This is a genomic window from Pedobacter ginsengiterrae, from assembly GCF_039537385.1.
In the GTDB taxonomy this organism is placed as follows: Bacteria; Bacteroidota; Bacteroidia; order Sphingobacteriales; family Sphingobacteriaceae; genus Pedobacter; species Pedobacter ginsengiterrae.
The window spans coordinates 129,203-150,571 of sequence record NZ_BAABAK010000009.1 but is presented as its reverse complement, the minus strand read 5'-3'; the positions used below and the strand labels follow the sequence as shown (position 1 = coordinate 150,571).

20 protein-coding genes are annotated in these 21,369 nt (G+C 35.0%); 7 read left to right on the top strand and 13 right to left on the bottom strand.

From position 1 onward, the window contains the following. Window positions 1-31: 31 nt before the first annotated feature. Together ABD692_RS08560 and ABD692_RS08555 are read left to right on the top strand one after the other, a co-directional pair. Complete coding sequence (locus ABD692_RS08560) at window positions 32-751, top strand: 3-keto-disaccharide hydrolase (protein WP_344766229.1); 720 nt, start codon at window positions 32-34, stop codon at window positions 749-751. A gap of 292 nt (window positions 752-1,043) precedes the next feature. Beyond that, window positions 1,044-1,337, top strand: coding sequence for a hypothetical protein (locus ABD692_RS08555; protein WP_316756887.1), 294 nt, complete (start codon window positions 1,044-1,046; stop codon window positions 1,335-1,337). A 468-nt stretch (window positions 1,338-1,805) separates the two neighbouring features. On the opposite strand, the gene ABD692_RS08550 is transcribed toward ABD692_RS08555, so the two are convergent. Next, window positions 1,806-2,243, bottom strand: coding sequence for a response regulator (locus ABD692_RS08550; RefSeq protein ID WP_344766226.1), 438 nt, complete (start codon window positions 2,241-2,243; stop codon window positions 1,806-1,808). 290 nt (window positions 2,244-2,533) lie between these two features. Between ABD692_RS08550 and ABD692_RS08545 the strand changes: the two genes are divergently transcribed. Continuing rightward, the gene (locus ABD692_RS08545; RefSeq protein ID WP_344766224.1) at window positions 2,534-3,379 is read left to right on the top strand and encodes an alpha/beta fold hydrolase; all 846 of its coding nucleotides are present in this window, start codon (window positions 2,534-2,536) and stop codon (window positions 3,377-3,379) included. 67 nt (window positions 3,380-3,446) lie between these two features. Here ABD692_RS08545 and ABD692_RS08540 read toward each other — a convergent pair whose 3' ends face one another. The 12 genes from ABD692_RS08540 to spt all read right to left on the bottom strand — a co-directional run bounded on the left by ABD692_RS08540 (window position 3,447) and on the right by spt (window position 16,781). Beyond that, window positions 3,447-4,772 carry an amidohydrolase gene (locus tag ABD692_RS08540; protein ID WP_344766222.1) on the bottom strand — a complete coding sequence of 442 codons (1,326 nt, stop codon included), beginning with the start codon at window positions 4,770-4,772 and terminating at the stop codon, window positions 3,447-3,449. A gap of 142 nt (window positions 4,773-4,914) precedes the next feature. Next, on the bottom strand, window positions 4,915-5,760 hold the full coding sequence (locus ABD692_RS08535; RefSeq protein ID WP_344766220.1) for an AraC family transcriptional regulator: 846 nt from the start codon (window positions 5,758-5,760) through the stop codon (window positions 4,915-4,917). Between the two features lie 125 nt (window positions 5,761-5,885). Then, window positions 5,886-6,824, bottom strand: a complete 939-nt coding sequence (locus ABD692_RS08530) for a phosphatase PAP2 family protein (protein WP_344766218.1) — start codon at window positions 6,822-6,824, stop codon at window positions 5,886-5,888. A gap of 1 nt (window position 6,825) precedes the next feature. Continuing rightward, a complete protein-coding gene (locus tag ABD692_RS08525) occupies window positions 6,826-7,446 on the bottom strand; it encodes a sterol desaturase family protein (RefSeq protein WP_344766216.1) in 621 nt (206 codons plus the stop codon). Between the two features lie 5 nt (window positions 7,447-7,451). Next, a complete protein-coding gene (locus ABD692_RS08520; protein ID WP_344766214.1) occupies window positions 7,452-8,732 on the bottom strand; it encodes a DUF4833 domain-containing protein in 1,281 nt (426 codons plus the stop codon). Window positions 8,733-8,742: 10 nt separating this feature from the next. After that, window positions 8,743-11,298: a DUF5686 and carboxypeptidase-like regulatory domain-containing protein gene (locus ABD692_RS08515; RefSeq protein WP_344766212.1), complete on the bottom strand. Its 2,556-nt coding sequence runs from the start codon at window positions 11,296-11,298 to the stop codon at window positions 8,743-8,745. Further along, on the bottom strand, window positions 11,295-11,672 hold the full coding sequence (locus tag ABD692_RS08510) for a GtrA family protein (protein WP_344766210.1): 378 nt from the start codon (window positions 11,670-11,672) through the stop codon (window positions 11,295-11,297). Before ABD692_RS08510 ends, ABD692_RS08515 begins: the two co-directional genes overlap by 4 nt. Window positions 11,673-11,678: 6 nt before the next feature. Continuing rightward, entirely contained in the window at window positions 11,679-12,134 is a 456-nt protein-coding gene (locus ABD692_RS08505; RefSeq protein WP_344766208.1) for a phosphatidylglycerophosphatase A family protein, read from the bottom strand. Beyond that, window positions 12,134-13,459, bottom strand: a complete 1,326-nt coding sequence (locus ABD692_RS08500; protein WP_344766206.1) for an inositol-3-phosphate synthase — start codon at window positions 13,457-13,459, stop codon at window positions 12,134-12,136. The genes ABD692_RS08505 and ABD692_RS08500 overlap by 1 nt, the downstream gene beginning before the upstream one ends. Window positions 13,460-13,480: 21 nt before the next feature. Continuing rightward, window positions 13,481-14,461: an NAD-dependent epimerase/dehydratase family protein gene (locus ABD692_RS08495; RefSeq protein WP_344766204.1), complete on the bottom strand. Its 981-nt coding sequence runs from the start codon at window positions 14,459-14,461 to the stop codon at window positions 13,481-13,483. Then, on the bottom strand, window positions 14,458-15,579 hold the full coding sequence (locus ABD692_RS08490) for a hypothetical protein (protein ID WP_344766202.1): 1,122 nt from the start codon (window positions 15,577-15,579) through the stop codon (window positions 14,458-14,460). The genes ABD692_RS08495 and ABD692_RS08490 overlap by 4 nt, the downstream gene beginning before the upstream one ends. Further along, complete coding sequence (spt, locus tag ABD692_RS08485) at window positions 15,576-16,781, bottom strand: serine palmitoyltransferase (RefSeq protein WP_316756857.1); 1,206 nt, start codon at window positions 16,779-16,781, stop codon at window positions 15,576-15,578. The genes ABD692_RS08490 and spt overlap by 4 nt, the downstream gene beginning before the upstream one ends. Before the next feature lie 722 nt (window positions 16,782-17,503). On the opposite strand from spt, the gene ABD692_RS08480 reads away from it, so the two are divergent. From ABD692_RS08480 to ABD692_RS08465, 4 genes are all read left to right on the top strand, one after another. Next, window positions 17,504-18,220 (top strand): helix-turn-helix domain-containing protein, encoded by a 717-nt coding sequence (locus tag ABD692_RS08480; RefSeq protein WP_316756855.1) that lies wholly within the window; start codon window positions 17,504-17,506, stop codon window positions 18,218-18,220. A 909-nt stretch (window positions 18,221-19,129) separates the two neighbouring features. Continuing rightward, window positions 19,130-19,849, top strand: coding sequence for an SDR family NAD(P)-dependent oxidoreductase (locus tag ABD692_RS08475; RefSeq protein WP_344766198.1), 720 nt, complete (start codon window positions 19,130-19,132; stop codon window positions 19,847-19,849). A 53-nt stretch (window positions 19,850-19,902) separates the two neighbouring features. Further along, on the top strand, window positions 19,903-20,517 hold the full coding sequence (locus ABD692_RS08470) for a MarR family winged helix-turn-helix transcriptional regulator (protein WP_344766196.1): 615 nt from the start codon (window positions 19,903-19,905) through the stop codon (window positions 20,515-20,517). Between the two features lie 12 nt (window positions 20,518-20,529). Then, window positions 20,530-21,366 carry a phytoene/squalene synthase family protein gene (locus tag ABD692_RS08465; protein WP_344766194.1) on the top strand — a complete coding sequence of 279 codons (837 nt, stop codon included), beginning with the start codon at window positions 20,530-20,532 and terminating at the stop codon, window positions 21,364-21,366. Window positions 21,367-21,369 lie beyond the last annotated feature (3 nt).

The following is a 21,369-nucleotide window of genomic DNA, read 5'->3' as shown; positions in this document are numbered from 1 at the left end:
ATATTACATTCGAAATAAAAAACGAATACTGATGAAAAAAACATTGTTATTTTTTGCCGCATTTGTGCTATTATATGGCGCCAGCATGGCTCAAACACCGAATACCTTAACCAAAAAAGAGGTTAAAAACGGCTGGAAGTTATTGTTCGATGGTAATACCACAAAAGGTTGGCATACTTACCTTCGTGATACTGTAGGTTCAAAATGGACTGTACAAAATGGTGCAATTGTTTTCGACCCGTCGAAACCGAAAAACGGCGGTGGCGATATTGTTACTAATGAAGAGTACGAAAATTACGAATTAAATCTGGAGTGGAAAATATCTAAAGGTGGTAATAGCGGTATTATTTTCGACATTCAGGAAGATCCAAAATTTTACGCAACCTATCTAACAGGCCCTGAAATGCAGGTACTTGATAATGTTGATGCGCAAGATAATAAAAAAGAAAATCACCTTGCTGGTTGTTTGTACGACATGTCGGGTAATGCTTCTGTATCTAGACCTAAACCCGTAGGCGAATGGAACCAGGTAAGATTAATACAAAATAAAGGCCACCTAACTTTCTATCTTAACGGAACAAAAACATTTGATGGACAAATTGGTAGTGAAGAATGGAATAAATTGGTTCAAAACAGCAAGTTTAAAGAAGCTTCGTTTTCAAACTTCGCTAAAGTAGCAAAAGGTAAAATTGCGCTACAAGAACATCCTGGTTCGAGCCAGTGGAGAAATATTAAGATTAAAACATTATAATCTTCAGTAAAGAAAACCAAAAAGCCTTAAATAGAAAATTCTATTTAAGGCTTTTTTATTAAGCATCTAGTAAACTGCTACTAGTTAAAATTATTTCTAAGCAAACACACATTATTATTTTATAGCATTAAAATAGATTTGCAAATGATATCATTTTATTAAATTAAATTGAATACAAATAAAAAAATGTTCAAAAATAAAACGCTCAAAATCAAAAGCAGTTGATATTTTTGCGGCTATGTTACCAAAATTCAAAACCCTATACTTTTTTGAAAATACTGATATAATTATAATGGAAATTCAAAGAATGGATTTAGCAGATCATGCTGATGCTTCTGAACTATACCATTGGTTATTTTTAGATAAACTTTCCGATTCTCTGGTAAAGTTATGGTTTCGTTCTATGGATACTTCTACCGAAATACAAGAACGTTACTTTGAGCAAGGTTATCTTAAATTTAATTCTTTAGATGCAACCTATATAGAAAAGTATAATTCGGCACAACACAAGCTTACAAATTTTAGCGAAAGACCACTATTACCTGAGCTCGAAATAGTTATAGAAAATTACCTTAAAAAACCTTAGCAAATACATTTTGTTAAGATTTAGTAAAGAAAAATAAATTTATAGCCAAAATTTGGAAACATCATGTAATAACTTTATTTTCGATTCGAGAGCGTTAATTTAGATAACGGGCATTAAAACAGTTTTGTTTTTTGCCCGTTTTTTTTATTCCATTTGTTGAAGCAAAAAGACCCTTAAAACAAAAAAGCCCATTAATTAAAATGGGCTTAAGTTTTTGCAAAGAAGCAGTAAAAATCTACCTAAAGTTATAAAAAAAAAGGTAAAAGATTATGTCATCTTCGCCATTTATACAATAAACACGACAATTGGCCTTAGATGAATAAAATCGAGCCTTAATAAAGGTAAGTTCTATTCAAAGCAAACAGGCGCATCTAATGGAGCAGTTAACGAAACATCAACTGTTTATTATATCCTAATTTCAAAACTATAATAATACGACGATAAATACAAATAACATCTATTAAAAACTTAACTTTTCGAAGCTGGTTGTTTAATTAAACTATTATTAAAGAAAACGGAAAGTGCTTCGTTTGCTTTAAGTTCGGCAAAGTCTTTTGTTTTAAACGGTTTTGTTAAATAGGCTTTAACGTTTTTATACGAGCCTGCTTTAATTTTATCGCTCTGATTATCAGATGAAGTTAATAAAATCACAAAAATCTGTTCTTTAAAAGGATTTTTTTCGATTTCATCGAGCATATCCCAACCACTCATCCCAGGCATATTTATATCTAAAAAAACGAGAAAGCTTATCTTTAATGAAGCTCTTAATTTTAAAAATTCTAAAGCCGAACTCGCATCAGGGAAATAATCTGTATCCCAAACTGGTTGGCAATCTTCAATCATAATTTGATGAATAAACAAAACCAGTTTATCGTCATCAATTACTATGGCTCTAACACGCTTCATAAAAAGACCTTAAATTTTCTATTTAAATAGATGTGGATTGCATATTCGCTGCAACATTTTTTCTGCTACAATTTAAACGCTTTAGTTTAATTACCAAAATAATAAGGGCTTGTCATTCTGTTCATTATTTAGTGGCTTATTTTCATAAAAGTTATAATCAAGCGCAGGCTCAAAATAAAAAAAAGAATAAATTTATATAATTCGTTAACATTTTTACATAAAAACGGCTATTAAACTTCGCAAGTTGATTTCTGATTTTTAATTTAGTAATTAAATTGTCCCAACAAAGTATGTCTACCATTATTGAAAGAAACCATGTTAACGTCATTGGTTCAGGCGAACGGGTTATTATGCTTGCTCATGGCTTTGGTTGCGACCAAACTACCTGGAGATTCATTACAGATGCCTTTTTAAAAGATTATAAACTTATACTTTTCGATTATGTGGGCTGTGGCCTTTCAGATATTTCTGAGTATGATTACCACAAATACGCTACATTAGATGGTTATGCTTGCGATGTTTTAGATATTATAGAAGCACTTAAGCTAAAAGAAGTCATTTTCATAGGCCATTCTGTTAGCGGAATGATTGGAATGCTTGCGGCACTACAGAAACCAGAATTATTCGAAAAATTAATTTTTATAGGCGCTTCCCCTAAATACATAAACGCTAATCAATACTTTGGAGGTTTAGAGCGAGATCAAGTGGAAGAGCTGTTTAACTCTATGGCTAATGATTATCTGGGCTGGGCAAAATATATGGTCCCCGAGGTTATGCAAAATGCAGATCATCCAAAGTTTGGTGAGGTATTGCTCGAATCCTTTGAAGCTATGAATCCAAAAATGGCTTTAGCCTTTGCCAAAGCAACATTTAACTGCGATTACAGAGATCGTTTGAAAGAACTTACAGTTCCAAGTGTTAGTTTGCAAGCTAAAGAAGATTTCATTTCTTCTGAATCTGTTGGAAATTACATTAAACGCCATACGCCACATAATACAATGCATATGATGAATGCAACTGGCCATTACCCGCACATTAGTGCACCAGAAGAAACCATAAAAGCAATTAAATCTTACATAGAAACCGATAGCAAACTGAAAGGTAAGATTCGCGATTCCAGATTACAACCTGTATAACTAACAAAAAGGCCTTGAAAGATTATTTGAAGGCCTTTCATTATCTATCAGGAAAAATTAATTCTTCTTAAAAAACAAGGTTTCCATCATGAATGAGCGATTTAACTGGCGATACCCTCGAAACCGCTTCTGCTGAACAGGAGGCATCCACTAATACAACGTTCGCTTGGTCACCAACATTTGGCCATTGTCTATTTCCTTTATCATCTAATGGAACAATATTTCCAGTAGCAAGTTTTAATATCCTCGAAAGGTCGAATTCTGTACGATACCCGTAAATTTGTGCGGCGATATTTGCCTTTTGCAAAATACTACCTGTACCAAAGGTACTCCAATGGTCAACAATACAATCATTACCAGCAACTACTTCTACCCCATGTTTGTACAGGGTTGGTATTGGCATCGGATTACCAGAAAGCGGAATAGTTGATGCAATTCCGATTTTCGCAAGTCCAAGTTTTTCGGCAATTTCTTCTGTTTTATTTTTATCCAGATACCTTAGTGCAAAAGCATGACTAACATAGGTTTTGCCTTTCAGCACTGGATTCTCCATTACTTTGGCAATCAAATATTCGATTGTTTTCAAGCCCGATTCGCCACCTTCATGAAGATGAATATCAATACCTTTTCCATTATCAAGCGCTAGCTGCACCACAAAATCCATATGTTTTTCAATGCCTCCATCAATGCTAAATGGATCGAGTCCGCCAATAAAATCAATATCCATTTTTGCGGCTTCTTTCATTAATTCCTCAGATTTGGTGTAGTATATTCCATGCTGAGGAAAAGCAACGAGCTCTGCCTGAAAAGACGACTTTTTGTTTTGAAGTGCCGTTTCTAAATGCTTTAAAGATTTTAAACCAGAGGTCAGTTCGATATTTACATGAGACCTCGCATAGCTTGTACCATATGATTGAAGTAATTCAATTAGCTTTTCGCTACGTGGTACAGAAGTTTTTAAAAGCTCAGGAATTATTTGCTGTTCAAAGGCAATCATATCCTTAACACTTTTATTTTTCTTCAAATGCGCCTGCCACGGAAGTCCATAATAGGTTTTATCTAAATGGATGTGCATATCTCTAAATGCAGGAAGCATCAAAAAACCTTTCGCATCAATTCCCTTGCCTTTAGGGTTATTTGGTAAAACACTTTTAATTTTCCCCTCTTCTATCTCAATTGTAAAAAGTGCTGTATTTGTTTTAATTACGTCATCCTGATCATAAGTAAATCCTGTTTCGAGCATAACGTTTTTTAGAATAAGTGTTTTGCCAGCAAAGATTTCCGTAGTATGCTCACCTTCCATTGCCTGAGCCGAATTGAGCACACAGGTACTGGCAAGTAATATAGACGAGTTGCGGATAAAATCTTTTCTTGAGATAGATTGTGCTGTCATAATATTAAATTTCTTTGATACGAAAATAACACTATACTGCATTAACTCCTAAGTAGGATTTATGCTAAAAATTGTATAATTTATAACAACACGATTTTAAGATTGCTTATTAATCCGTTTTAGCCGAAAAAAATATTACAATTTACAATTGTCCTCTAAATACCTTTGGGGTTGTTTGCGTATATTTTTTAAAAAATTTAGAGAAATAGGCGATATCATAAAAACCAAGTTCTGATGCTATAGCTTTTATCGGCTTATTTGTGGTGAGCAACATTCTTTTTATTTCTAAAATTAAACGTTCGTGAATTAGAGCAGTTGCAGAAACATGAAAGTATTTTTTACAAAGTATGTTCAAATAATTGGCCGAAATATTCAGTTCGTTTGCATAAAATGAAACCAGTTTTTCACTTTTACAATGAGTATCAACAAGCGAGCGATATTTAAAAAGTATGGGTTTAGTTTTATAAACCGTTTGATTATTAAATATCATTTCTGCCTCTTCACTTATCATTAAAGCAATAAGTTTAACCCTTGCATTAATAATTTCAGAAAATATTAATGGTTTTCCGAACTCGGATTTAATTTGTTGAAATTCGTATAAAATTTTATTCAGCGTTTCTTTACTAAGGCTGATTACGGGATAGTTTTGATAAAGCGTTAATGAAAATCGCAAAGAATTAACCAGGGTTTCAAACATATTTCTGCTGATCATAACCTGATGTGCATGTGTTTCTTCCCTTAACTCCCATTTATGAATTTGCTCGGGAAATAAAATATGTAGCTGTGCCGCAGCTACCTCATAATCAACAAAATCGATGGTATGTGTTCCGCTCCCCTGCACAAAAAGCATGAAAAGAAAAAAATCGTGTTTATGTGCTTTTTCAATAAGCCTTTTTCCTTTTATTTCGTGATACAATAAATTGCTCTCCGAATTCTTACTCGAAAATTCAGTAATATCTAATATTGGGATTTTTGTAATTACATCCAATGCCAAGTAGTGTTTAATAATCCAACCGAATAAGATCTACTTCTAAACCTTCATCCCATTTCAATTCAAAGTTAAGAATCGATTTTCAAAACCATCAACTACTATTTTTATTCCTAAAAGAGGTGCTATTTAATTAGATTGTAAAACTGGTTTAGTAGATTCTTAAATCTTTCTGACTTTAAAAAAAGTTCGAAGGTTACTATCGCTAAAAGAGAACATAAAACACCTGCAATTACATCAAGAACATAATGGTGACTGTTGTAAACTGCTGCAAACCAAATCCCCAACATGACAACAGCAAAAAGTATATTTATAAATTTCAACCTGCTTTTAAGTCCGTAATACAAAACAATAACTGGGTAAGCCGAATGTAGAGAAGGCATAGCGGCAAAAACATTCGAGCCTTTACTGTAAATCCCCTGAAATAGTTGAATGTCAAAGTAATGGTCAAATCTGGATAAGCCAGCGGTATTTCCTGCAGTTGCAGAGATAAACTTAAAACCATGCTCTTGCACATACCAAGGTGGTGCGGCAGGAAAAATGTAGTAAATTATAAAACCTAAAAGATTAACCCACACAAAGGTTAGGGAGAAGTATATAAAGTATTTTCTATTTTTAAAGAAGAGATATGCAGCAAAACCTAAGGGCACTGGAATCCACATTAAATAAAAGAAACCCGTAAGCACATCTAAAAATGAGGTGGTATTAAGTTTCCAGTATTCATTTGGTGTAAGTAATAATCCATCAAAATTTATCCCGAAAAGCTTTTTTTCAAACAGATATAAATCCCCTATGTGTACAGCGTTGAAAAGATAGTTTGGAAAAGCCTTCATATAGTCGAAGATTATCCAATAAACGATAAATATGGAGAATGCGATGATAAATTTTCTCGTTCCAGAAGAAATATAAAATAGGGCATTAAAAATAAATACAAGTACTAACTGATCGGTTTTAAAACCAACCAATAGCACCGATAACAAAAGGTAAGCAATTGAAATAATTGCAGTTTTAACAACTGTACCGCTGGCGAAAAATGATTTTTCGAGGATGACATTTTCGGGCATACTACCTTTTATCAAAATTCGACTTAAATATATGATCCCAAAAAGTCCAGCTTACGCCATAGCCTTTTGTAGAATCTGAGTAGTGATGCAACATATGATGCTGTTTTAGTTTTTTCCAGAAACCACTTTTAAAATTAGCATGATGTAATGCATAGTGAACCATATCGTAAAACAGATAACCAATCATAAAACCAGAAAAGAATGGATAAACTTTGGTTTCTGGCAATAACCAATCGAACAAAAAGTAAAAACCCAAAGCCATCGGAATGCTTGCAGAAGGCGGCATTACCAATCGGTTTGCATCGTTTGGATAATCATGATGAACGCCATGAAATATAAAATGAATTTTTTTCCCCCACGCTACATCGGGTTCGAAGTGAAACACATAGCGGTGTAAAATATATTCGGTAATGGTCCAGATGGCTAAACCCAATAAAAACCAGCCAGCAAAGCTGATAACCGACATATTAATTTCTGCAAATGATTTATAAAATAAGTAACCAATAACAGGAATATATACGATTAATGGTACATAATATTTAACCTTTGAGAGGCTTTCCATAAAATCGCTTTTAAACATTCTTATGGATGATGATGAATTCGAGATAAAATTCTTCTTCATAGATTTTATATTTTAATTCGCTCTATTAATAATTTCGATGGCTCTTTTGCATCGTAACCTTTTATTTCTACATATTTAACGTTGGGGAGCCAAAAAGAACCACCTTCAATCCTCAAAAAAATACGCTCAATTTGTAGTTTTTTCTTATTAATTGTAGCATAAACATGATAACGCTTGTCAGCTTCTGATTTATTAAGATACATAGGTAGTTTTTTATGCGAGGTAAAGCGAAGCTCGAACTGACCGTTTCCCATATTTTTAGTTAAAATTCCGTAAGCAAATTTTCGTTGGATATAGCTTAACTCTTTCTTTTCGCCCTTGTCATCATATCGCATCCAAAAAACATTAACAGGGTTATCCGCATTAACTTCTCCTTTTTTATCTACATTTAACTGACAGATAATGGTATTCGTATTTGGATCTCGCTGAAGATAAAAAAGCTGATTACTGATATCTTTTGGTACTGGAAAAGTTATGGGCGAGGGATCTTGTGCCATAACAGAGGTTTTTATACCTAACAAACCAAAAACAAGCGTAAAGCCAACAATTAATGCCGCTTTATTACCGATTGTTCTTTCTGCTTTTTCCTGAGCTTCTAATCCCCTTTTTGCTTCCTGCAACCTTTTAACCGCTGTGATGTTGGTTAACAATGCCATTAAAGTTATCGGCATAGTGAATATCGACATAGTTTCGAAAACGTGAAATGAAATACCAGGAAGATAAATTTTGTAATCACCGCCAATGAAATGACCAGCAACACCGCAGGCAATAGCAAAAACGCCTATTGTTACCACACGCTCTGGCCGTTGCATCAATCCTCCTTTGCATTCCACACCAAGTCCTTCGGCTCTTGCTCGGGTATAACTTACCATCATCGAACCAATTAATGCGATAAAGGCAAATAAAGAACTTAAGAAATAATGATGAGCAACCAGATAATAGCAAATCCCTAAAAACATAATCATCTCGCTGTAACGGTCTAGCACGGAATCGTAAAGCGCACCAAATTTCGAGCTCATATTTCCTAATCTTGCTACCTGCCCATCCAACATATCGAAAAGCCCAGCGAAAAGCACCAAAGCACCACCCCAACCAATGTAAGACATATCTCCACGATTCGATTTTTCGGCACCCAATACAAAAATAACCGCAACACCAATATTCAGTATCAAACCAATTGTGGTAACTGCATTTGGCGTTAGCCCAATCTTAATCAAGCCTCTTACAAAAGGATTAATTACCTTATATATGCCCAACTGCAAGCTGTCTCTTAACTTTGCTTTCATAACTTTAATTTTAAAAATCGAATTTTACCCTGGCCCTAATTCCCCACTCAGATACTTCTGGATGATTTAAATAATTGAATCGCTTAACTAAGTCGACCCGCAGTAACTTAAAAATATTCCCAACCCCAACGCTACCTTCCATGTATGGATCATTTCCTAATGCGTAAGTTCGTTTCGAACCATCTTCATAATCAGGAAGTCTATATAAACTGGAAGTTAATGCAGGGTTATTTTCATCACGCAATCCACCATAAAGTGCCTTAAAAGAAACAACTTCTCTTAATTTTAACTTTTTCAGTAAAGGAATTTTGTTAAAGAAAAAACCATTAAAATTATGGTCTATGTTGATGCTCGCATAATGGTCGCTTACAAATTCTAGAAAATTCATCAAATTGTAAGAGTTAAGCTGATAAGCGTAAGTTTGGTTGGCTCGATGGATATCTAATAAAGGAAAAGGAACTTTACCAGCAATATAACCTCCTTCAATGGTTACATCACTGTAGCCCAATTGAGAAAGATAAAACCGCTTATCAATACTCCCCATAATATTGTGGTAGTTATATTCTCCACCCAGCAACCCCTTTAAGCCTGCAGTATATTTGAAATTAAAGACAGGATATCGATCGGTAATTGGTACGCGATATATTTTTCCCTGATAAAACTTTTCGTTTGGCGCATAACGCAGTTGTAACGACAATTCACTGGTTGTTAACCTATTTACAAACTGATTTGCATCATTCTGATAAAATAATCCTCCAGCAGGTGTTTGACTCCATTTTTTAAACCCCAAAGTATAAGAGAAATGATTTTCGTATTCCTTTACGTAATCTAAACGATAGAAATCGTTGTAGAGTAACATATCGTTAACCCCGCGTTTAAACGAAAGCAAGAAATTATCTTCTTGCACAAACTGTAATTCTTGTCCAGGTATTTTAGTATCTCGTTGAAAACTTGCTCTTATATAATTTTGAGGAAACTCATAAATCGACTTGTTGTTAATTGAGTACGTTGCCGATAAAAAAAACTTCCATTTTTCATCTTTGAAACCATAAGCGGCATAATTCTCAAAATAATAACGTTTGCTTAATTCTGGCGTTGTTCTTCCACCTAAACGCAATCGAAGTCCCTCTACATTATTAAAACTATAAAAGGTATTCACAGGTCCAATTTCGTAAGGACCAAGATTTTGATAACCCGCAAAAAGCAAGGTGACAATTTGCATAGTACGTTTAAATGATGGAAGATTTTGCAGGGTGTCGATATTGCCATAAATCTTTAACTCACTGGCAGAAATTGTATCTAATCGATTTTTTTTCCAGAACAAATCATCTTTTTTGCCTGCATCACCTAAAACTGATGTACTTTTCCCTTGGAAGACAGTATCTGGCAAAGGCGCATCAAACTGGTATTTTTTGAAGGTAACGGTTCGCTCTCCAGTAAAACCAACACCCTTTGTTTTACCGATACCAAAATCCGTAAGCAACTTGCTTTTACTTAAATTATATTTTCCCGCAGCGTTCGGTTCAAAGCTTAAATCAATTTTTAAAGCTCTTACAAAATTCAGGTTTATGTTTTTGTTTACCCCGAATGATGCGCCTGTAATTGCATATTTACCATCATTAGTTACGTATATCTTCCCTTCAAACAGCATATCACCAGTATTACGTGGCGTAAAAGAAAGCTCAATAATTTGCGGTTTCTGATTTTTTAAGGTATCGGTAATAAAGAATTTATAAAACGCTGGCGCACCATCTGCAATCGGACTTAAAAAATCGTTACTAATAACTGATATGTTGTTTTTATAAATATCAATGTCTTGATACATCCGATCGAAATAGGTTTTCATTCCTTTATTATCGATATACCGACTATCAAACTGAACCTGCTTTTGTGCTACAATAACTGTTTTACTCTTTTCGGGTTCTTTACTTAAAAATTTATCCGATAGGCTTTCCTGAATATAAATTGGCAAAAGATTTTTCCCCCCAATTAAGGTTGAATCCTGTTCCTGAAATAGAAATTGATAATTTCGGAACATCTTTTTGTTCTTAAATTTCTCAGACACATTACTTACCGAAAACAACATTTTTTCATATTGCTGATAAGCAACTGTTTGATAACTTTTAATGCGGTTTTCGTCTTTATGCGCAATAACCTGCCTAATCAATTCTACTGCTGGATTATCTTTATTCCGATATTTAATTCTCTTTCCGCCAACAATAATCACTTCATCCAGCGAATTTGAACTCGGCACAAGCAACACATCCGTTTGCTGCGTTGCCGAAGGCATAATATTTTTACTTGCAATGGTGTAACCAACAGAATTAAAACTTAAACCGCTTTGAGGCTCGGCCGAACTTATGTTATAATTTCCATTAACATCGGTTTGAGTACCGATTTTGGTATCCTTAAAAAAAACAGAAACATTAGGCAGCGTTTCTTTGGTTACGGCATCACGTACCGTGCCCGAAACTACAGTTGCCTGAGCAAGAGCATCGCTGCTGAGCAATAAATTTAATATTGAAAACAAGCCAATAAAAAAAGAAATTAACGGTAATTGTTTCATTTAACGGAGAAAATAAACAGCTTTTGCATATAATAATTGTAGCTTATACCAACCGAAATCGATACAAATACTTTGGAGAGCATGTAATTGATATTAAAAAAATGAGTAAAAAAGTAAACGCCAAGCGTTACTAATATTAAGTTGCCAACCCAAACCAAAATATACTTAAGCGCCTGCCATTTGAGTGCTTTTGAAGCCGCATCAAAAACCCAGAACCTATTGATGTAAAAGTTTACCATTCCTCCGCAAACTGTTCCGATAATACCAGCTGTTAAATACCAGGAGCTGAAAAAGTTCGCTACTAGCAGCGTGACTAAAAAATCTACAGCGGTAGCGGTTAATGATGAAGCCTGGGCTTTGAAGTACCTTAACATTAGAGATTAAAATAACCCGAAGGAAACAACCACTTGAAGAACGATGCTTGAATATGCTCCAGCCAATACATCATCGGCCATTACACCTAATCCGCCAGGTAACGCTTCCATTTTTTTGATGTAAAAGGGTTTTAAAATATCGAAAAACCTAAAAAGTATTAAGCCCAGAATAATGTAAACAGGTTTTAACGGTGTCCCCAATAAGGCAATGCACATACCAACAACTTCATCAATAACTACCCTCTGATGGTCTTTGCCCCACTCATCTTCAACAACATCGGCAGAGATTGTGCCTGTTAGCGTTAAAAACAAGGTGATGAGCAGTGGCCATAAATACGGATTTGTATAAATGGTTTGCGAAAAGTACCAGCAAAGGCAGGTCGCGATTGCAGCGATGGTTCCTGCCCCTTTGCCAATGTACCCTATGCCGAAAACGGTTGATATGATTTTATGGAATAGCACTACAGCGTTTCTACCAATTCTTCTTCATAATCTTGCCCTAAATGCGTAATAAGCTCCTCGCCCATTATGTAGCGCAAAGTATTTTGAAGTTTCATTAATTGTTTAAAAATGTCGTTTTCTGCAGGTACACCTGGAATGGTTTGTGGCGATTTTAAATAGAACGATAACCATTCTTGAATACCAGACATATTAGCTCTTTTCGCCAAATCCATAAACAAAGCCAAATCCAAAACAATTGGTGCAGCTAAAATCGAATCGCGGCATAAGAAGTTAATCTTGATTTGCATTTTATAACCCAACCACCCGAAAATATCGATGTTATCCCAGCTTTCTTTGTTATCGCCATGCGGCGGATAATAGTTAATTCTGATTTTATGGTACATATCGCCATACAAATCTGGATTTACTTCTGGTTTAAAAATATCTTCCAGTACGCCTAATTTTGATACTTCTTTTGTTTTAAAGTTATCTGGGTCATCCAATACTAAACCATCGCGATTACCTAAAATATTATCAGAGAACCAGCCATTAACACCTAAAGAACGTGCTGCTAAACCTGGCGCCAAAATGGTTTTCATTAAGGTTTGACCAGTTTTAAAATCTTTCCCAGCGATTGGCGTATTGGTTTCTTTTGCCAATTCGATTAAAGCTGGAATATCTACCGTTAAGTTTGGAGCACCATTAGCAAAAGGAACGCCTAATTTTAAAGCTGCATAAGCATAAATCATACTTGGTGCAATTAGTGGATCGTTATCTCTTAAGCCTTGTTCAAAGGCCCCAAGCGATTCGTGAACCGCAGATGGTTCAAAATAAATTTCGGTAGAACCACACCAAACCAATACAATTCTATCGCAGTTATTTTCGCTTTTGAAGTTTTTAATATCTTCCATCACCTCTTGCGCCAACTCGTACCTGTTTTCGGTTTGCTTAACATGCGTACCTGTAAGGTTTTTTACATAATTCCGATCAAATGCAGCACGCATTGGTTTTATTGCCTGTAATTCCTCACGCACGTCACGCAGAAGGTTTGCATCTAAAACTCTTGCATTAAGTGCAGCTTCGTAAACGTTATCTTCATATACATCCCAACCACCAAAAACGAGGTTTTCGAGATTTGCCAAAGGCACAAAATCTTTAATTTTTGGTTCTTTTTTCTCCGTTCTTTTACCAATGCGGATGCTTCCCATTTGGGTTAAAGAGCCAATTGGTTTTGATAAGCCTTTTTTTACAGCAGCTACCCCAGCAATCATGGTTGTGGCAACAGCACCAAGACCTGGCATTAATATTCCAAGTTTGCCATCGGCTGATTTTACTTGTTCTTTCATTCTATCTTATTTTAATTTTATTTATAACCAATTATTTTCTTTGTACCAGGTAATCGTTTCCTTAATACCACCTTCCAATTGGTATTTTGGTTTAAACCCAATATCATTTTGTAAACTGTCTATACTACATGCCCAACTGCTTGCGGTTAATTCTTTTATTTTATCCACGTTAAGCGTTGGTACTTTATTAAATACCTTGTAGGTGTGCTCCAGGCCCCATGCGAGCCCCTTAATAATTGCTGATGGTACCTTAACTACAAGTGTTTTCTTTTTTAATGCTAGCCTGGTGTATTCTGCTAAAGAGAAGCGATTGTAAATTTCACCATCAGAAATGTGGTAAGTTTTATAAACCAAATCCGACTTGAGCACCTTTAAAATGGCCTCTGCCAAATCTGTAACATGTATAAAAGTTAGTGGTTGCTGCTGCGTTCCTATGTGAAACTCCAAACCCGAATTAATTGCTTTTATCAAGATAAAAATGTCTTTTTCGCGGGGACCATAAACTGCAGTCGGCCGAAATACAATTAATGGCAAATTTTTAAGCTGACTTAAATAGGTTTCGGCTAAAGCTTTGCTTCTTCCGTAATCTGTTACTGGGTTGGATAAACTAATTGCATCATGTTGACCCAATAATGGACCTCTTGCAGCCAAACTACTTACAAACACAAATTTTTCTATTTTATGAGTAGCCGTCGATGCCGCGATTGCAAAGTTTCGGGTGTAAATTGCGTTGATATGAAAATAAGCTTCACGGTTTTTTGCCTTGGTTGTAGCAGCCGCATGAATAATGTAATTGTATTTCTTTTCTTCGATATGATGTTTCATATGCCCTATCGATTCGAAATCTAATTCAACATAATTAACAGCAAAATCGGCTAAATGAGCAACTATGCTTTGCCTGCGTACACTAACATAAACTTCCAGATTATTATCTAAAGCCGCCTGAATAAGATGATATCCAACAAATCCAGTTGCACCAGTAATCAACACCCGCTTTTTCATATCGCCTTTTCTAAAATTCTATATTTTCGGTATAGCTTTCCCCCTATATCCTCAATTGGCTTGTTAATCATATCGTTATGATCCAACGTCCAGCTTGCTTCGGCATATTTCATATTCTTTGCAGAAAAACTCTTAATAATATGTCCATATAAGCATGCCTCAATGCCCATTTTTCGATATCCATCAACTACCCCAAGCAATAAAATTCTAATGCCGTCTATCTTTTTCTTACCCGTTAAAAGCTTAATTAAGCCTGTCGGAAATAATCGTCCACGTTTTATTTTAATCTGAATTTGGTTGATATCAGGAATTGCCAAGGCAAAGCCAACAATTTTGCCGTTTTGCTCAGCCATTATGCAGAAATCTGGATCAAGAATGAGTTTTAAGTCTTTCGCTGTATAATCAAACTCCTTATCCGTCATAGGTACAAAACCCAGGTTTTTATCCCAAGCCTTGTTATAAACCTCACGGATAGCTTCTTTATCCTGATTAAAGTTCTTCATATTGATGGTCCGAATCACGATATCATTCCGTTTTAAACGCTCTTCAATCCGATCAATCAATTTTACCGATCTATCGCTATAATTACCCGTAGTATATCGATAGGCTCTTAAATCAACATTTTTTTCGAAACCTAATTGCTCTAACCTATTAAGGTAATAAGGTGCGTTATATGGCATCATGGCAACTGGAGGCCCATCAAAACCATCTATCAGTAAACCACAGGTTTCATTTGTCGAGAAATTTACTGGCCCTAAAATCCGATTTAATCCTTTTTCTGCTAGCCAGTTTTGAGCGGCCTCGAATAATAAACTAACTATATCCTGACTGTTAACAACATCGAAAAAGCCAAAAAAACCATCTGTAGCATTATATAATTTATTATGGTTGGTGTTGTTAATTGCAGCAATCCGTCCAACTATTTTTTCATCTTCATAAGCTAAAAAAAGTTGAATTTCCGAGTGCTCATAAAAAGGATGCTTTCCTGGAGAAAGCAAATCGCGTTGAGCTATAAAAAGCTCTGGCACATAATTTACATCATCAGCATAAAGCTCATGCGGAAAATCAATGAATGCACCAAGCTCAGTTTTAGTTGAAACTTTAACTATTTTTTTCATGATTGTAGCCCCACCAAATCAACATTAACAGCTTTAAAAGCACTTGTAAGTTTTTCTATGGCAATTTCGATTTGCTCAAAACTGTGCGTAGCCATTAAAGAAAACCTAATGAGCGAAGAACCTGACGGAACCGCAGGAGAAACTACTGGATTTACAAACACCCCATTTTGCTGCAAGATGTTGGTAATCATAAAAGTTTTAGTATTATCTCTAATATAAACTGGAATAATTGGGCTATTGCTATGACCAATATCAAAGCCTGATTCTAAAAGCAGTTTTTTTGCATATTCTGTATTTTGCCAAAGCTTATCAATACGCTCAGGCTCAGACTCGATGATATCTAGAGCAGCAATTACACTTGCTACGGCCGAAGGCGGCATACTTGCGCTAAACATAAGCGAGCGGGCACGATGTTTTATAAATTCTATCGTTGCGGCATCACCAGCAATAAAACCACCTAAAGAGGCTAGTGATTTACTGAATGTACCCATTATTAAATCGACCTTATTGGTAAGATTGAAATGAGATGCCGTTCCAGCGCCATTAAAACCAATTACACCCAAACTATGGGCATCATCCATCATCACGTTAGCGCCAAATTCATCAGCAATTTGAACCAATTCTGGTAGATTAACCAAATCGCCTTCCATACTGAAAATACCATCGGATACGATTAACTTTGCTGCATCTTCTGGTAATCTGCTCAATTTCCTCCTCAAATCGCCCATGTCGTTATGAGCGTATTTTATCGTTCTGGAAAAAGATAATCGACTTCCATCTATAATTGAGGCATGGTCATACTCGTCTAAAATCAAATAATCATTCCGATCAAGCAAACAGGAAATTACCCCTAAATTAACCTGAAAACCTGTACTAAAAAGTACAGCTGCCTCTTTAGAAACATACTCCGCTAAACGGTTTTCTAAATTTATATGAATATCGAGCGAGCCATTTAAAAACCTTGAACCTGCACAGCCTGTTCCATATTTTTCTATGGCAATTTTTGCTGCTTCTTTTATTTTGGGGTGGTTAGTTAGACCTAAATACGAATTCGATCCAAACATCAGCACCTTTTTTCCATTAATAATCACTTCAGTGTCTTGAGCAGATTCTATTGATCTGAAGTAAGGATAAAGCCCTTTTTCCTTAATGATAGAGGCATCTTTAAATGCATCAATCCTATCTATTAATTTTTTGCGCATACTGGATGGTAATACTCCCTTATTTTATTGTTTATTAAAACCCTTGTCTTTTTTGTTTGCACGCATTTGGCGCAAAAACAAGTTCCATCAGATTATTATTTGCAAACAATTTGATAACGCAATTTTAACGTTGAATGCCTCGATAAAAAAGGTTCAAAAGTGGGAACTATTGGTCAAAAAGGTGGATTGAAAAAATGTGACATTTAAATGAATTGACTATTCGACTTCCTGACTTTTATTATAAATAGGTAAAACAGTAGAAATTAAGCGATTACAAAGCAAATACTCAAACAAAAATCTATATATCAATAAGTTATTGACAATTAAAAATCAATCAAACGATTAAATTCTTATCAGAAATTAGTCATAATAAAAAAAATAAATTTGAAAAATAGATTGAAATATTAGATTTGCTATCGTCAAAAACAGTCAGATATCAGGGGATTATATTGCGAAAAATGAGGCTTTATTTTTATTAAGAAAGGCGTGGAAATATCTGTTAAAAAACTGTTACGAAACACTAAAAATCCATGCAGCAACAGCTTCTTAACAATAACGATCAGGTCGTTAATATCGACAAGAAATTTCCGCCATTAGAAGATTTGGAAGTTAGCTATTTCGAGAACTATATTCCTGATTTTTGCCACAATCAACCCTTTCGGGCCAGCTCCTACGCATTCATCCTAATTATTAAGGGAAAGTTAAATATTAAGACTAATTTCTTGCCCGAAACTTTAAAAGAAAGGGATATTCATTTTGTTTTTCCAGATTCAATTTACGAGATCACCAACGATCCGAACATATCCTTTATAAAGGTTGGATTCAGCAAAGCGTATTTAAAAAAACAGGGTATATTTTTAAGTAGCGCTCAAAGTTATAGATTATTTATGACGCAATCCATTAATAAGTTTTCACTTACTAAGGAAGAGTATACAGATTTATATCATGATATAATTTCTTTACAAAAAAAATTAAAACTCCAGGCAGATATCCCTCATCGAAATGAAATTATTAGAAATAGTTTCACAGAAATAGTTTACGATTTGATTTTGCTAAGCAACAAAAGACAGGTTTTAGAGCCCGCAAAAAGGGATAGCAAACTGGAGTTAACAACTAATTTTCTTAATTTACTTTCAGAGCATTTTAAAGAAGAAAAACGGGTAATTTATTATGCAAATAAATTATGTATTACGCCAAGGCATCTTTCGCAAGTAGTAAAACAAGTAACTGAAAAAACCGCAGGAGAGCTTATAGACGATATAGTTATCGGGGAAGCAAAAATTTTACTGAATAATCCGTTGCTAAATATTTCTGAAGTTGCATTAGCATTGAAATTTAGCAATTCCTCTTTCTTTGGGAAATTTTTCAAAAAGCAAACCGGCCTTTCTCCCTCTGATTACAAACAAAAAAATCCGATTGCACAGCATACTATTTTTTAAGATAAGCCAAAACTTTTCTGTGCTTTTTTCTCTATTCCTGATCGTGCCATGTACGATTTTCATTCCATTTATCTTTAAACAGGGCTATAAAAAATTGAGTCAGATTAATCCTTTATCACTATTAAGTGACAAGTATTATATTTGAAATAAAACCACCGAATAGTCACATATTTATGAGCTTGGTTTAGTTATAAACAATTAACCGAAATAATAGATTAATTGGCCCACATTGCAAACATTAAATTTGATGAAAACAGCCAACACAAAAAGAATGACCATATTTTTAGTTCTCAGCTTGATATCAATATTAGCCATAATAATTTCATCCATAATCTTAATAAATACCAATGGTATGGACCAAAGGCTACAAGGGTGGGTAAACTTACTTTGGATTCCTCTAGCACTTGTATTTCTGATTATTGATCGAGTTTGTGTAAGAAAATTTGGTACTAGAGCCGTAAATAAGATCGAATTTTATATTTTAAGCATCTTATTTTTACTGTTTATAATTAACTGGATCAGACTGCAGCTTCAGAAATAGAAATCAGGAAACCAATATATTCTTAAAGATATTAAATCTGTTAGCAAGATACTTGCCCTCTTTAACAGAAAAAGCCTAACAGTAAACAATATCTGTTAGGCTTTTGCTTGGTGGATTATGCCGTCCTATTGTAGAACAGTTTGGCTTTTGAAATCATACACAATAACCGCTTTTAGCTTCCTCCTTATACTGTCTATAAACACTAGTGTTACAGTTAAGGAATTGGTTTCCCTTAAAACGCCAACATTAACTATCAGTAAAACATTTTTTTGCTGTAACAGATTATACTTTAAAACAATTAGTATATTTATAAACTTTATTTAATCAAATTAGTTTATAAATACTTAAACTAATTTCAATGTTTAATCATGAGGTTTAAGAGCAAAAATATCCTTGTTATCGGCGCAAGCTCTGGTATCGGATTCGATTTGGTTAATTTACTACATATAGAGGGAGCGAATATTTTCACCGCCAGCAGAAACAGTTCACCGCTATGGCCTGATTCCGTTCGCTATCTGGAAATGGATGTGATGAGTTCGACAGCAGCATTAGTCTCATTCTTACCCGATGAACTCGATGGCCTGGTATACTGTGTTGGAAACATCAATCTTAAGCCATTTGCACGAATGACAGAAAGCGATTTTATTGATGATTTCAAACTCAACGTAGTTGGGGCTGCCACATCTATACAACAATCCTTAAAATCTTTAAAGAATGCTTCCTCAGCATCTATTGTGCTAATAAGTTCTGTTGCAGCAAGAACTGGAATGGCTTTTCATGCGAGTATTGCGGCGTCCAAAGCAGCAATTGAGGGCTTATCGATCTCATTAGCAGCAGAATTAAGCAGTAGTCAAATCAGGGTAAATATAGTTGCACCGTCTTTAACGGATACACCGCTTGCTTCAAAACTACTTAACACGCCCGAAAAAATGGATGCATCAGCAAAAAGGCACCCATTGGGAAAATACGGAACGCCAAAAGACATCAGCGCTGCCATTGCATTTTTACTCTCGGCAGAGAGCAGTTGGATAACTGGGCAAATTATTCCGGTAGATGGAGGCCTTGGTAATTTAAAAACAACATTTTAGTAAAGAATAGAACCTAACGAAATCGAAATTATAAACCATTACAATAAAAAAAGATGATGTACAACCTTCTAAACGACTTATTGTTGTTGGTAAAAACATACGAAAGTAGCAGCATGGATGCAAAGGACGATTTAAAATCTTTTCTAAAATGGAGTAATACGCAATCCGATCAAGGCGGAAATATAAAATCCGAAGAACCTGAATGGACTGGGAAAATTAATGGTCGTTCTGCAGATAGCGTAATCAATACGGCCCTTGTTCATCTCTACAGATATGCTAAAATACAGGCGAAAGCAGCCATAACCAATAGTTTATTTTCAACCCCCGATGAATTCATATACCTAATTAACCTCCAGTCTGCTGGAAATATGAGTAAATCAGCATTAATAAAAGAAAACATTCACGATAAGCCAGCGGGAACATTAATCATTAAACGCCTTCTGGATAAGGGCTTAATCACCCAACAATCCTCTGGGATTGATAAACGCAGTATGATTATGAGCATTTCGGCAAAAGGAACACAGGAACTGAACAAAAGTATGGACAAAATACGGGCTGCATCGGCCAACGTAACAGGCCCACTTATTCTCGAAGAAAAAATTAAACTTATTACTTTGCTTCAGAAACTCGAAGACTTCCATTTTGCTCAAAATTTTGAAAAAATTTAAGACTGATATTGAATGAAAATTATTTTTGATCGTGTATCTGCAAAGTGCAGTAAAATGGTAACCAAAACCTACAGCACCAGCTTTTCTATGGGTATCCGTTTTCTAGACAAAAGCCATCAGGAAGCCATTTATGCAATATATGGATTTGTAAGGCTAGCCGATGAAATTGTAGATAGTTTCCATGATTACGATAAGCCGCAGCTGCTTTGGAAGTTTAAAAGGGACTGCAATGAAGCGATTCAGGATCAAATTAGCCTGAACCCTATTCTTAATGCTTTTCAAAAAGTTGTAAACCAATATAATGTAAAACAAGAACTCATAGATCTTTTCCTGGAAAGCATGGAAATGGACCTTCGCCAGGAAGAATATACACCTCAAAAATACGAACGCTACATATTGGGGTCGGCACAGGTTGTAGGCTTAATGTGCCTCCAGGTTTTTGTACAAGGTGATGCCGCAAGTTATGAGCGGCTAAAAGAATCTGCTATGAAGCTTGGCTCCGCTTTCCAGAAAGTAAATTTTTTACGAGATGTTAAGGCAGATTTTCAGCTCTTGAACCGAAGTTACTTTCCTGGAGTGGATTTATCTAGATTTTCCATTGCTGAAAAACTTGTTATTGAGAAAGAAATAGCAGAAGAATTTGAAGCAGCATTGCAAGGCATAAAGCAATTGCCCAAATCATCACGAAGAGGTGTTTATTTGGCCTATATCTATTATAAAAAGCTTTTTGATAAGATTAAAAGGAAAACTACAAATGAAATCATGAGTGAAAGAATTCGAATTTCAAATCCCCAAAAATTCGTACTTATGCTTAGTTCTATGTTTAAAAGCAGGTATTACGGAATTTGATTA